Raw genomic sequence first — 13,255 nt, 5'->3', positions numbered from 1 at the left:
GATCGGTCTGATGATCGACAGCATCACGCCACAAATCCACGGCGTCATACCGCAAACCCACGGCTTTCCACCGATCAGCGCCAACATGATCACGCTGATTGCCATCAGCCAGGGCGGCTATCTGATCAATAAGGCCATTCCGGCCACAGCGAAATGACTTCGCCGTTTCAACCCGGACGCGGCGCATGGGCGCGATAGGCCAGAAACGATAGCGCACACGCCAACAGGTCGGACTGAGACACCATGCCGACCACGCGCAAGACCTCATCGACCACCGGCAGGTGGCAATGCCAATCATCTTGTCGAACCATCTTTCCTTCCGAGCGCATCCGGCAGCCTCCACTAGTAATGCCGTTATCCTATTCCATTCGAATCCTTGACTGAAATCATTCCGCCTGGCGCGGCTCGTCGCCAGACTTCCGTCACAGATAGAGGACCACGCGTTAAAGCCAATTTAAAGATGTGCAATAAATACATGTTCTTTTGTCATATTGATGCATATCAAAAACATCTTTATGACGCAAGCGTAAGCTGACCCCCGCGACAATTTGCCGCACCCTGAAGCAGATCCCCGTCGCCAAGAGCGCGCTCAGGGAGGATTCGACGAGGCTCGCCTCTTGGCGTCCACAGGTATTCACAGAGAGAGAATGTGATGACTACTTCGCATGACAACACACCGGACGCCCCGGCGGCGCAAGATCCCAGCCGGCGTCAATTCCTCACCACCTCGGCACTTGCCGGGCTTGCAGGCGCCGGCCTGTCGTTGGGGCTCACCGGCTGTAACAACCAAGGCGGCAGCACAGCCGCCGCCAGCGGGGGCGACGCCAGCGCCGCCGGCGCGGCGGGCACGGCGATCGACTACAACAAGTACGAAGTCGCCCCGGGCAAGCTCGACAATTACTATGTGTTCTCCAGCGGGGGCCACTCGGGCGACGTGCGCGTGCGCGGCCTGCCCTCCGGGCGGGAGATCCGCCGCATCCCGGTATACAACACCGATTGCATGTCCGGCTGGGGCTACACCAACGAGTCGAAAAAGATCATCGGCACGCGCCCCAACGGCCAGCTGAACTACACCACCGGCGACACGCACCACGTGCACATGTCGTATACCGACGGCACTTACGACGGCAAGTACATCTTCGTCAACGACAAGATCAACGGCCGTATCGCCCGTGTGCGCCTGGACACGATGGAGTGCGACCACATCACCGAGCTGCCCAACGTCCAGGGCTTCCACGGCATCTTCCCGGACAAGCGCGACCCGGTCGACGACAAGATCAATCACACCACGCGCGTGTTCTGCGGCAACGAATTCCATATTCCGCACCCCAACGACGGCCGTGATCTGAATGATCCGAAAAAGTATTTCTGCCTGTTCACCTGCATCGACGCCGCCACCATGCAGCCGCGCTGGCAAGTGAAGATCGACGGCAACATGGACCTGGTGGCCACGTCCTACGATGGCAAGCTCGCCTGCTCGAACCAGTACAACACCGAAAACGGCGTGCACTACGAAGACATGATGGCGTTCGAGCGCGACTCGTGCATCTTCTTCAACGTCGCTCGCATCGAAGCCGCCGTAGCGGCGGGCAAGGTGTTCCACATCGGCAATTCGAAGGTGCCGGTGGTCGATGGCACCAAGGCCGCCAACACCGATCCGAAAACCGCGCTGACCTGCTATGTGCCGGTACCGAAAAACCCGCACGGCGTCAACATCTCGCCGGACGGCAAGTACTACGCTTGCGCCGGCAAGCTGTCACCAACCTGCACGCTGATCTCGCACGAGCTGATGCTCAAGTGGTTCAACGGCGAACTGAAGGAACCGCGCGACACCGTGGTCGCCGAACCGGAAATCGGCCTCGGCCCGTTGCATACCGGCTTCGACGGCAAGGGCTTCGCCTACACCACGCTGTTCCTGGATAGCCAGATCGTGAAGTGGAGCCTGGACGAGGCGATGAAGGCGTTCAAGGGCGACAAGACCGCCAAGCCGGTGGTCGACCGCATCGACGTACACTATCAACCGGGCCACGGCTTCACCTCGATGGGCGAAACCAAGGAACCGGATGGCAAGTTCTTCATTTCCGACAACAAGTTCTCCAAGGACCGCTACCTGCCGGTCGGTCCGCTGCACCCGGACAGCGCGCAGCTGATCGACATCAGCGGCGACAAGATGGTACTGATCGCCGATCACCCGACCTACCCCGAGCCGCACGACTCGATCATCGTGCACCGCGACATCATCAAGACGCGGCAGATCTACAACCTCGACGAGTTCCCGTTGGCGGTCAAGAACATCAAGGACTGCCGCGTCGAGCGCAAGGGCAAGAAGGTGACGGTATATCTGACCTCGCAAGCGCCGATCTTCGGTCTGCGCGAGTGGACGGTCAAACGCGGCGACGAGGTCACCATCATCCTGACCAACTTGGACAAGGTGGAGGACTTGACGCACGGCTTCGCCATCCCGTCGTACAACATCAACTTCGTCGTGCATCCGCAGCAGACGCAGTCGGTGACCTTCATCGCCGACAAGCCGGGCGTGTACTGGTGCTTCTGCACCAACTTCTGCCACGCGCTGCACTTGGAAATGCGCTCGCGCATGTTGGTGGAAGGCTAACGAGCAATCCAGCTGTTTAGCAACGAGCACTGAGGGGGGCTCGCCCCCCCTCCTTTTTCCCAGGCCGGAAACGGCCAACCGATAGATCGAGACCATGCGACGCAATCACCGGCACTTTGGATGGTTTGTCTCTGCCCTGCTGCTATCGGGCGCGGCCACGGCGGCAACCCTTGCCGTCGCGCCGGGACAGAGCATCCAACGCGTGATCGACGCGGCCCATGCGGGGGACCGCATCCAGGTGGCCGCCGGCGTCTATCGCGAGAATTTGCGCATCGATAAGCCTTTGACGCTCATCGGCGTCGGCCGGCCGACCATTGATGGCGGCCTCAAAGGCGACGTCATCCGCGTCACCGCGCCGGACGTGAAGATCGCGCGCCTGATCGTGGTCAACAGCGGCAGCGATCTGACGGCGCAAAACGCCGGCATCTACATTCAGCCCGGCGCCGACCGCGCCGAGGTCAGCCAATGCGATCTGGTCTACAACCTGTTCGGGCTGTGGATCGAGCATTCGGCCAACGTCACAATTCGAGAAAACCTGATCGTCGGCAAACGCGACCTGCCCTCGCCCGAGCGCGGCAACGGCATCCAGATCTACAACACCACCGGCGCGCACATCATCGCCAATACCGTCAGCTATGCGCGCGACGGCATCTATGTCGACGTCTCGCACCACGCGCAGTTCATCGGCAACCGCATTCACAACGTGCGCTACGGCACCCATTACATGAATTCGTATTACAACACCTGGGACGGCAACGAGGTGTACCACAACCGCGGTGGACTCGCGCTGATGGAAACGCGCAACCAGATCGTGCGCAACAACCGCGTCTGGGGCAATACCGACCACGGCATCATGCTGCGCACCATTCAGGATTCGCTGATCGAGAACAACGTGGTCGAGGGCAATCAGCGCGGCTTGTTCATTTACGACGCCGAATACAACACGCTGCGCGGCAACTTGGTCATCAACAATCACGTCGGCGTCCACCTGTGGGGCGGCTCGATCAACAACCGCGTCAGCGGCAACGATTTCATCCAGAACAAGGAACAGATCCGCTACGTCGCCGCCGACGACGTGGCCTGGCCGCGCAACTACTGGAGCAATTATTTCGGCTGGGACCAGCGCGGCCGCGGCACCGGCGACATCCCCTACAAATCGAACGATCTGGTCGACCGCCTGACGTGGCGCTACCCGCTCGTCAAGGTATTGATGAACAGCCCGGCGTTGCAGACGCTGCGCCTGATCGCACAGCAGTTCCCCCTCTTGTCGGTGCCCGGTGTGTTCGATGACGCGCCGCGCATGAAGCCGGTCCATGCCGACTGGCGTCAATGGAGCCAACACCATGATTGAATTGTCCGGCGTCAGCAAAGCCTTCGGCCCGGTCCAGGCCCTGCAGGACGTCGACCTGTCGGTCCGCCAAGGCGAGCTGTTCGGCCTGATCGGCCACAACGGCGCAGGCAAGAGCACGCTGTTTCAGATCATGCTCGGCCTGTTGCGCGCCGATAGCGGCCACATCCGCATCCATGGCCAAACGGTGGACGACAAGCGCTTCCGGCCGATTCGCCGCCGCCTGGGCTATCTGCCCGAGAACGTGGTGCTGTACGACAATTTGAGCGGCCTAGAGACGCTCCGATTCTTCGCGCGCCTCAAAGGGTTCGACCCGGCGCAGAGCCCTGCGCTGCTCGAACAGGTCGGACTGCAGGAAGCCGGCGCGCGCAAAGTGCGCGGCTACTCGAAGGGCATGCGGCAACGGCTGGGGTTCGCCCAGGCGTTGCTGGGCGAACCGGACATTCTGTTTCTCGACGAGCCGACCAACGGCCTCGATCCGGAGGGCATCCGCGCGTTCTACCAAACCTTGTCGGCGCTGCGCGAGCGCGGCATGACGGTGGTCATCACCTCGCACATCCTGGCGGAGATCCAGCAACGGGTGGACCGCCTGGCCATGCTGAAAAATGGCCGCATCGAATCGATGGGCAGCCTCGATGCGCTGCGCCAAGGCCGCAACAGCCCCGCCTGGATCGTGCTGACCGCCCAGCCCGGCGCCATGGCGGCGCTGGCGCCGTCGGTGGCGCGGCTCGCCGGCTGCGAACCGGCGATCGACGGCAGCCGCCTTAGCTTCCCCTGCGCGCGCGACGACAAGATGCGGCTATTGCGGGACTTGTCCGGCCTCGCCGCGCATATCCTCGACATCCAGGTACGTGAAGCCAGCCTGGAAGAACTGTTTCTCGGCCATGTGGAGTAACCCCCGATGACCCTCGCACTGCAGTGGCAACCCATCCGCGTCATCGCCGGCAAGGAATTCCGCGACCGCATCCGCAGCCGTTGGGTACTGGCGGTCTCGCTGGTCTTTACCGTGTTTACCCTGGCCATCAGCTATTTCGGCGCCGTGTCGCAGGGCACGGTCGGCTTCCAAGGCATCGAGCCGCTGATCGCGAGCCTGGTGAGCCTATCGATCTACCTGCTGCCGCTGATCGCGCTGATTCTGGGCTTCGACGCGCTGGTGGGCGAACGCGAGCGCGGCACGCTCAACCTGCTGTTGTCCTACCCGATCAGCCGCGCGGAACTGCTGCTGGGCAAATACCTGGGGCTCGCGCTGGCGATGACCTGCTCGACGCTGGCCGGCTTCGGCCTGGCGGGCCTGGTGGTGGTGATCAAGCTGCCGATGGCCGACTGGTTCCAATACGCCGGCTTCATGGTGAGCGCCGTGTTGCTCGGCTGGGTCTTTCTCAGTCTCGCGGTGGCCGCCTCGGCGTTTTGCGCGAGCCGCACAGCCGCGAGCGGCGCCGCCATCGCCATCTGGTTCTTTTTTGTCTTGGTGTACGACCTGCTGTTGTTGGGCGTGCTGGTATTGAGCGGCGGCTCGGCGCTGGGCGCGCTGTTCCCGGTGCTGCTGATGCTCAATCCGGCCGACATCTTCCGCATTCTGAATATTTTCGGTCCCGCGGACCTGCACACCCTATTCGGCCTGCTGAGCGTATTTCCGGCGGGCCTCGCCGATCCGCTGCTGCTCGGCTCGATCATGCTGTTATGGGTCGCGGCGCCGCTCGGTCTTGCCGCCTGGAGATTCAAGCCATGATTCGACGTTCGTTCGCCGCCATCTTGCCGCTGTGCTTCTCGCTGTCGCTTGCCGCCTGCCAGCAGACGCCGCAGACGCCCCCGCCGCCGCATGAGATCACCGCCAGCACGGTCAGCGTGCTCGACGGCATGAGCCTCAAGGACTATCCGGGGCCCAAGGCGCAAATTCTTTACGACCAGGGCGAGCCCGATTTCTTCTGCGACACGCTGGGCATGTTCTCGGTCTATCTCAAGCCGGAACAGGCGCGCAAGGTGCTGGCCGTCTACGTGCAGGATATGGGCAAAGCCGATTGGCAGCGGCCGGCCGGCCATTGGATCGACGCCAAAACCGCGTACTACGTGGTCGGCTCGAAAAAGCTCGGCGCCATGGGACAAACCTTTGTGTCTTTCGCCACCGCAGGCGACGCGCAGCACTTCCAGCAGGCAGAGGGCGGCAAGCTCTACCGTTTCGATCAGATCACCATCGACATGGCCACGACCGACGGCGGTGTCGTCAAAGACCAAAACATGTAAGGACAAGCCATGACTTCGTTTTTCCGCAACACCCCTCATGAGACGGCGCAGGAAATCGATGCGCTGAGCCGGCTGGCCTATGACCTGCGCGAAGACCGCAAACGGATCCTGGCGCAATACGGCGCCGACGACGAAACGGCGCTGTTGGCGCGCATCGCCGCCGGCGAGGTCGCCGAACACCCGGCCTATGAACATTATCTGTCGGCGAAGAGCCTCGCCGACACACGCCAGGCGACACGCGAGCAATTGCGCGACCTGCTCTTGGCACAAGGAGCTTGACCATGCTGCCGCTCGAATTGAAAGCACGATTGGAAGCCCACGCCGTGGCCGAACAGCTCGCCGCCATCACCCTGTGCCGCGACGCGCTGCAACTGCAGCTCGCCAACGGTGTGGCGTTGATGCTCTGCTTCGCCAGTGCGGCGGAATATTCGATGAGTTGGCGCTGGGGCGATGCCGAAATGCGCATCGACACGGCGCCGACCCATCCCGGCCTCGCCAGCGCGCCGAATCATTTGCACCTTCCCGACGGCAACGTGGTCGCCGATCCGTTGAGCCATGTCGGCGCCGCCCCTTGGGACAACGCCGTGCGGCTCGTCGAACGCCTGCTCGCCGCCCCGCTTCTGGGCTATGAGCAGCCATCCACCGAGCGCGCGGGCGCTTGGATTCACCCCACCCTATAAGGAGTAAACAATGAAAAACGGCAGCATGTTGATTCTGGCCATGGCGTTGAGCCTGGGGCTAGCCGCTTGCGGCAAAGGCGGCGACAACGCCACCGCCGGCGCGGCCCCCGCCGCTTCCCAGCCGGCGCCCGCGGCCAGCCTGGAAGACCAGAACCCGGTGGGCGCCAAGACCTTCAAGACCGTCTGCTCGATGTGTCATCAGAGCGGCGCCGCCGGCGCGCCGGTATTCGGTAACAAACAAGATTGGGCGCCGCGCATTGCCGAGGGCAAGGACACGCTGTACAAGCATGCGCTGGAAGGCTTCACCGGCAGCAAGGGCACGATGCCGGCACACGGCGGCAATCCGAGCCTGAAGGATGAGGAAGTCAAGGCCGCGGTCGACTACATGGTGGCCAAGGCCAGCTGAACCTAACCGGCACAACCGCCATGCTCATGCCGATCCGCCCGCTGGTTTCGCTGCTGTCCGTGCCGCTGCTGTCGCTGCCGCTGTGCGCGAGCCGCTTGACGCCGCCCTGCCTCTCCCAGGCCTGGCAAAGTCATGGCCACGCCGTTGGCCTGGTTACGCCGCGCGGCAGCGAGACGCGGGCGCGCCAAATCACCGAGCGCCTGCTATCGCAATCCGCGGCGCGGACGGCGAACGACGCCCAGCTTGCGGGCGGTATCGGCCAGGCACTGCGTCAGGCCGGCGTTTATCCGGCGCTGATCGTGCTCGACCATGCCGCCGCCGCCCAGGGCACCCGCGGCGGCAGCCCTTGGCGGCTCGCGCTGGCCAGCGCGGCGACCGGCAAGGTGCTCGCCGTCTTGACGCTCGGCGATGGCGAGGTGATGCGCATCATGTCGGGCGGCGGCCCGGTACGCCAGGCGGTGCTGTACGACGGCAGCGGCGCCGCCAGCGTCACGCCCGCCGATTTGTCGGGGCGGGACATGCGCCGCGTGCACCGGCTTATTGCCATGCCGCTGCTGGTCGAGATGAATGACGGTACGTTATGGGCTTCGCCACGGCTGCTCAGAAAAGTGACTTGGCAGCATCCTGAACAACCTTACCGGTTGCTGCAGGCCGTTTGTCACATGTCCGCGGTCCGATCATGAACCTCTTTTATCGCTTATCGAGAGTCTTGTCATGCGCGCGCTATTCCGCCTGATGCTGTTTACGCTGCTGTGCCTGCTCGCCAGGCCCGGCATGGCGTCGATCTACGAGCAGGAGCTGCCTGCCGAACTCTTTTCCCAACCCGAGATGTGCAAATGGACCGATTGCGGCGCGGTGCTGCCCGGCGCCACGGCCTTCTCGGCCCGCAAGGGCAACCCGCCCTATGTGGAAGCCTATTCCCAGCAGGGGTCGCAACGCGTGCTGCGCGGGTACGTCTTTCTATCCACCGACATCGTCGACACCATGGGCTACTCCGGCAAGCCGATCGTCACGCTGATTGGCATGGATACCAAGGGCACGATCACCGGCGTGCGCGTGCTCAAGCACAGCGAGCCGATCCTGCTGGTGGGCATTCCGGAAAACAAGCTGCTGGCTTTCCTGCAGCAATACGTCGGCAAGTTCGCCGGCTCGCGTTTTGAAATCGGCAAGGGCAACGACGGCGCCACGGGTCTCGATGCCATTTCCGGCGCCACCGTCACGGTCATCGCCGAAAACCAGCTGATTTCGCGTTGTGCCGTCGCGGTCGCGAGTCAAGTCGGCATCTTGAAGGAAACCATCCTGCCCCAGGCCAAACTGCAGCCGGCCACCCGCCAGTATAGTTGGCAGGCGCTCATGGACATGGGCGCGATCCAGCATCTGACGGTCAAGCCGTCCGACGTCGGCGCGCCGGACTCCGGCGCCCCCTACCTCGACCTGTATTACGGCTATCTCAACGCGCCGGCGATCGGCAAGAGTATTCTGGGCGAATACGATTACGCTCAGCTGATGAGCGGCCTGAAGCCCGGCGAGCACGCCTTGTTCGTGGTGGCCAACGGCACCGAGTCGTTCAAGGGATCCGGGTTCGTGCGGGGCGGCATCTACGACCGCATCCAGGTCAAGCAAGGCATCAACGCCTTCACCTTCAAAGATTCCGACTATCTCAATCTGTACACATTGCAGGCCGCGGGCGCGCCGTCATTCAACGAGACCGGCATCTTCGTGGTGAAGAGCCGCAAATTCAGCGCCGCCTACCCGTGGCAATTCGATTTCCTCGGCCATAAGCTCGACAAGGAAACCGGCGCCAAGACCTTTTCGGTATTCTCCTCGACCTACTGGCTGCCGGGAGACTTTCTGGCCGGCGGACGGCCCTACGTACCCGAGGAAGTGCCCACCTGGATCAAGGCTTGGCAAACCAAGCCGCTAGCCATCAGTCTGTTCGGTCTCTGGGCGCTGGCGGTGATGCTGTTCCACGCATTGCGCGATCGCTGGGTGCGCAAGGCCAAGCGCGCCGACAAGCGCTGGGTGTCCTGGCCCAAAACCGCGAGCTGGCTCATCGCCATCGGCTTCGCCGGCTGGCTGGAGATGGCGCAGCCGTCGGTGACGCAGGTTCTGACACTGATTCACGCGCTGTTCGGCGATTGGCACTGGAACCTGTTCCTGTCCGATCCGTTCATTTTCATGTTCTGGATTGTGATTGCGGTGACGCTGCTGCTATGGGGGCGCGGTTTGTTCTGCGGCTGGATGTGTCCATTCGGTTCGCTGACCGAACTCATCTACAAACTGGGCGGCGCGCTGGGATTGAAGAAATGGCAACGGCGGCTGCCGGCACGCTGGCACGGCCGGCTGCGCCTGATCAAATACCTGGCGTTCTTCGTCCTGCTGGCGGTCTCGGTATTTTCCATGCCGTGGGCCGAGAAGTTGGCGGAAATCGAGCCGTTCAAGACCACCTTCCTGGTCGGCGTGCTGCATCGCAGCTGGCCGTTCGTACTGTTCTGGACCGTCATTATCGGGCTATCGATCTTCGTCGAACGGCCGTTCTGCAAGTACCTTTGTCCCATGGGCGCGGCGCTGGCGCTGCCGACGCGTTTCCGGCTCTTCGCGCTCAGACGCAAGCCGGGCTGCACGACTTGTCATGCTTGCGCGGTAGGCTGTGGATCGCTGGCCATCGACGAGCAGGGCCGCATCGACCAAATGGAGTGCCTGCTGTGTCTGGACTGCATGGTGATGTACTACGACGAGCACAGCTGCCCGCCGTTGGCGCAAGAACGCAAGCGCCGCGGGAAGGCCGGCCTGCCGCTGACCCCGGTCGGCAAGGACGGCCACTACATTCCCATCAAGCCGCTGCAGGAATAAACCAAGGCATCTTTTTAATCGCAAGCAAGAGGAGTCAACAACCATGGGTTCACTCAGCATTTTCCACTGGCTGATCGTGTTGCTGATCGTGGTGCTGATGTTCGGCACCAAGAAACTGCCGAACATCGGCAAGGACCTGGGCGGCGCCGTGCGCGGCTTCCGCGAGGGAATGAAGGACGGACAGACGGCCGAGGCGAAACAGAGCGCGGAGGAGCGTTAGGCTTCCGTCTATTGTTCCGCGGCGCGGCGTAGCCGCGCCAGCACCCAGACGCCGGCAACCAACAGGCAAAGCGCAAGCAGCAGCACGGACCGGCCAGGCGCGATGGCGAACTGGCCGGAGACCGCGCCGCGCATCAGATCGATGCCGTAGGCGGCCGGATCGAAACGCGCGGCCAGTTGAATCCAATCCGGCGCCAGGTCTAGCGGATAAAGCGCGCCGGAAAGGAACAGCATCGGCAGCAGCAAGGCGTTGGACACCACAGGGAACACCAGCACGGAGCGGAACGGCATCGCCAACGCCAGGCCAAGCGCCGAAAAGACCAACGCGGACAGAAACATCGCGCCGACAAGCTGCGTCAGAGACACCGGCGTCAACCCCAAACCGGCAACCGGCGCGAACGGCAGCAGCGGCAAGGTCTGCAGGAAGGCCAACACCGCCCCGGCCACGACCTTGCCGACGGCGAGGTGGCGGCGCGGCACGGGCGCCACCAGCAGGGCACGGAAAAACCCCACCTCGCGCTCGTGCACAATGCCGACCGCCGCCGACACCGCGCTGAACATCAAGGCGAGGCCGAGAATGCCGGGATAGAGGTAGGCTTGGTAGTCGGCCACTTCGGCATAGGTGCCGCTCCGAAGCGCCGCGCCCAGCACGAACAGATACAACAGCGGCTGCGTGAGCCCGAACAGGATGCGCCACGGCGACTGGCCGAAGCGTTTCAGGTCAAACCAGATCATCGCCACGATCATGCGCATGCCGTCCCCTCCGCTTCTGCGCCGAACGCGTCGAGCACCGCCTCCAAGCCGGGCGGATGCGCCTCAGCGCGCACGACCGCGACCGGCATGGCGCAAAGCAGCGCCGGCAGCTGCGCCGCCACGTCGACGGCGGCGACCCGCAGACACCCCTCGCCCCGCTCGACCCGCCACCCCGCCTGGACAAGCCAAGCAAGACTCTTGTCGTTGTCCACGGTGACCAGCTCGATGACGCCGCGCAACCCCTGTGTGAGAGAACGCCATGACGACGACGCGCGCAGCCGGCCCCGGTCCAGCAGCAGGACCCGATCGGCGTCACGTGCTTCCTCGACATGGTGGGTCGCGCAGAGCACGGTATGGCCCTGGGCGACCTGAGCGCGCATGCGTGTCCAAAAAGCCTGGCGCGCCATCGGATCCAATCCCTGGGTCGGTTCGTCGAGCAGCAGTATCGGCGGACGGCCGACCAGCGCCCGCGCGAGCTCGACGCGGCGGCGCTCGCCGCCGGACAAGGTATCGATGCGCGCCCGCGCCACCGCCGCGATGTCGAGTTCCTCCAGAATGCCCGGCAGCGCCGCATTGGCCTCGCTGCCGCGCATGCCACGGCAGCTGGCCATAAAACGCAGATTGTCCTCCACGCTCAGTCGCGGTTCGAGCGCGGCGGATTGAAATACCACCCCCAGATGACGCCGCGCCAAGCCCGGATCGCGCACAGCGTCCACGCCGGCGAGCTGAATCGTTCCGGCGTGCGGGCACAATAGCGTGGACAGCAGTGAAAACAGAGTCGTCTTGCCGGCGCCGTTGCGACCGACGAGCGCGGTCAGGGTGCCCGGCGCCAAGTTGAAACCGACATCGTCAATGACGGCGCGCCGGCCGCGCAGAAACGTCAACCGGCTTACCGCCAAGCCTGCACCAGCCGGGGGCGTCATGGCAGGATCGCCGGATGCACGTTGGGATCGGTGAAGCGCACACGGCGGGCCATCGCGGGCGACACCCAGACTTGACCCTTGGCGTCCACCAGCAATACGGCCGTCACGCCCAGCGGACGCACGGCCGCCATCGCCTGGCGGGCTCCGGCAATGAATGGCGGTTTGGACGCGCCATCGGACAATGCGCCGGCATGCGGACCGGGCGGCACCAGCACGGTCACCGATTCGCTCGCCTGCGCCGGCACGCCGCTGCGCGGGTCGAGGATATGGCAGTAGCGCTGACCGTCGCGCAGAAAGAAGCGCTGATAGTCGCCGCTGGTGCCGATGGCCTCGCCATCTCGCAGATCCAGTGTGGCCAGCGTGCCGGCGCGACGCGGGTCCTGAATGCCGACCCGCCACGGCTCGCCGCCTTTGCTGCCCAGCGCCATCAAATTGCCGCCCACGTCAATCAGCGCGTTTTGGATGCCGCGTTGGCGTAACAGCGTGGCCGCATCATCCAGCGCCCAGCCCTTGGCATAGCCGCCCAGGTCGATCGCCACATTGGTTTGCCGGCTGGCAATCCGCCCGGCAGGTGAAATATCCAGCGCCGCAAGACTCGGCGGCGGCGTCATCAACGCACGGATTTGCGCGTGCGTCGGCGGGGTTACGCCAAACTGATCGGCCTGGAAGCCCCATAGCCGGATCAACCGGCCGATGCCGGGGTCGAACAATCCATGAGACGTCAGGGTCAAGGCACGCGCGGCGGACAAAATACGCGTCAGGTCGGGAGAGGCCTGGAAAGGCCGACCATCCGCCAGCGCGGCATTGAGCCGGGTTACTTCCGATGGCCGCCAGGCATGCAGCGTGCGCTGCATTTGCTGCCAGTGATCAAACACCGCGCTGGTGCTCTGCTGTGCCTCGTCCAGCGATGGGCCATACAGCATCAATTGCACGCGGGTGCCAAAGACATAAGTGCCCTGGCTATACAGTGAAGGAGTGCGCAACGCGAGCATGACGACCGCCGTCAAGATTCCCACTGCCGTCAAGATCAGCACGGCCATGCCATGCCACCTGCGTCTTGCGATCACGCCGTCTCCATCGTTGCCGTTGTCATGGACGGCAGTATGGTCCGGACAGCAAGGCGGCATGAATGACGAGAATCAAGAAACGGAGAAAAGCCCCCCGCCACCTGCTTGCCGCCGCCGGCGACAAGGGCTAGATTTCGAACTGAACCCCTCC

Annotated in this window: 15 protein-coding genes; 11 read left to right on the top strand and 4 right to left on the bottom strand. The window is 63.6% G+C overall.

The window, feature by feature from the left end:
* Nucleotides 1–167: 167 nt before the first annotated feature.
* Nucleotides 168–311: a hypothetical protein gene (locus tag JOZ06_RS01895; RefSeq protein WP_293228110.1), complete on the bottom strand. Its 144-nt coding sequence runs from the start codon at nucleotides 309–311 to the stop codon at nucleotides 168–170.
* 341 nt (nucleotides 312–652) lie between these two features.
* Between JOZ06_RS01895 and nosZ the strand changes: the two genes are divergently transcribed.
* From nosZ to tatA, 11 genes are all read left to right on the top strand, one after another.
* Entirely contained in the window at nucleotides 653–2,614 is a 1,962-nt protein-coding gene (gene nosZ, locus JOZ06_RS01890; RefSeq protein ID WP_293228109.1) for a TAT-dependent nitrous-oxide reductase, read from the top strand.
* 94 nt (nucleotides 2,615–2,708) lie between these two features.
* Nucleotides 2,709–3,965 carry a nitrous oxide reductase family maturation protein NosD gene (locus JOZ06_RS01885; protein ID WP_293228108.1) on the top strand — a complete coding sequence of 419 codons (1,257 nt, stop codon included), beginning with the start codon at nucleotides 2,709–2,711 and terminating at the stop codon, nucleotides 3,963–3,965.
* Nucleotides 3,958–4,857, top strand: coding sequence for an ABC transporter ATP-binding protein (locus JOZ06_RS01880; RefSeq protein WP_293228107.1), 900 nt, complete (start codon nucleotides 3,958–3,960; stop codon nucleotides 4,855–4,857). Before JOZ06_RS01885 ends, JOZ06_RS01880 begins: the two co-directional genes overlap by 8 nt.
* A 6-nt stretch (nucleotides 4,858–4,863) precedes the next feature.
* Entirely contained in the window at nucleotides 4,864–5,691 is an 828-nt protein-coding gene (locus JOZ06_RS01875) for an ABC transporter permease subunit (RefSeq protein ID WP_293228106.1), read from the top strand.
* Nucleotides 5,688–6,203 carry a nitrous oxide reductase accessory protein NosL gene (locus tag JOZ06_RS01870; protein WP_293228104.1) on the top strand — a complete coding sequence of 172 codons (516 nt, stop codon included), beginning with the start codon at nucleotides 5,688–5,690 and terminating at the stop codon, nucleotides 6,201–6,203. Before JOZ06_RS01875 ends, JOZ06_RS01870 begins: the two co-directional genes overlap by 4 nt.
* A gap of 9 nt (nucleotides 6,204–6,212) precedes the next feature.
* A complete protein-coding gene (locus tag JOZ06_RS01865) occupies nucleotides 6,213–6,482 on the top strand; it encodes a hypothetical protein (protein WP_293228102.1) in 270 nt (89 codons plus the stop codon).
* Nucleotides 6,483–6,484: 2 nt separating this feature from the next.
* Nucleotides 6,485–6,883 carry a hypothetical protein gene (locus JOZ06_RS01860; RefSeq protein ID WP_293228100.1) on the top strand — a complete coding sequence of 133 codons (399 nt, stop codon included), beginning with the start codon at nucleotides 6,485–6,487 and terminating at the stop codon, nucleotides 6,881–6,883.
* Between the two features lie 10 nt (nucleotides 6,884–6,893).
* Nucleotides 6,894–7,289 (top strand): c-type cytochrome, encoded by a 396-nt coding sequence (locus JOZ06_RS01855; protein ID WP_293228099.1) that lies wholly within the window; start codon nucleotides 6,894–6,896, stop codon nucleotides 7,287–7,289.
* A gap of 20 nt (nucleotides 7,290–7,309) precedes the next feature.
* A complete protein-coding gene (locus tag JOZ06_RS01850) occupies nucleotides 7,310–7,972 on the top strand; it encodes a hypothetical protein (RefSeq protein WP_293228098.1) in 663 nt (220 codons plus the stop codon).
* Between the two features lie 31 nt (nucleotides 7,973–8,003).
* A complete protein-coding gene (locus JOZ06_RS01845; RefSeq protein ID WP_293228097.1) occupies nucleotides 8,004–10,142 on the top strand; it encodes a NosR/NirI family protein in 2,139 nt (712 codons plus the stop codon).
* A 43-nt stretch (nucleotides 10,143–10,185) separates the two neighbouring features.
* Nucleotides 10,186–10,362, top strand: a complete 177-nt coding sequence (gene tatA, locus JOZ06_RS01840; protein ID WP_293228096.1) for a Sec-independent protein translocase subunit TatA — start codon at nucleotides 10,186–10,188, stop codon at nucleotides 10,360–10,362.
* Between the two features lie 8 nt (nucleotides 10,363–10,370).
* Here the strand turns inward: tatA and JOZ06_RS01835 are convergent, their stop codons facing one another.
* From JOZ06_RS01835 to JOZ06_RS01825, 3 genes are read right to left on the bottom strand one after another with little or no spacing between them, the layout of a single operon-like run.
* A complete protein-coding gene (locus JOZ06_RS01835) occupies nucleotides 10,371–11,114 on the bottom strand; it encodes an ABC transporter permease (protein ID WP_293228095.1) in 744 nt (247 codons plus the stop codon).
* Nucleotides 11,105–12,037 carry an ABC transporter ATP-binding protein gene (locus tag JOZ06_RS01830; protein WP_293228094.1) on the bottom strand — a complete coding sequence of 311 codons (933 nt, stop codon included), beginning with the start codon at nucleotides 12,035–12,037 and terminating at the stop codon, nucleotides 11,105–11,107. The genes JOZ06_RS01835 and JOZ06_RS01830 overlap by 10 nt, the downstream gene beginning before the upstream one ends.
* On the bottom strand, nucleotides 12,034–13,077 hold the full coding sequence (locus JOZ06_RS01825) for an FAD:protein FMN transferase (protein ID WP_293228093.1): 1,044 nt from the start codon (nucleotides 13,075–13,077) through the stop codon (nucleotides 12,034–12,036). The genes JOZ06_RS01830 and JOZ06_RS01825 overlap by 4 nt, the downstream gene beginning before the upstream one ends.
* Nucleotides 13,078–13,255: the final 178 nt, after the last annotated feature.

It is taken from the genome of Paludibacterium sp. (genome assembly GCF_019232825.1).
In the GTDB taxonomy this organism is placed as follows: domain Bacteria; phylum Pseudomonadota; class Gammaproteobacteria; order Burkholderiales; family Chromobacteriaceae; genus Paludibacterium.
This window is presented reverse-complemented; position numbering and strand designations above follow the sequence as displayed.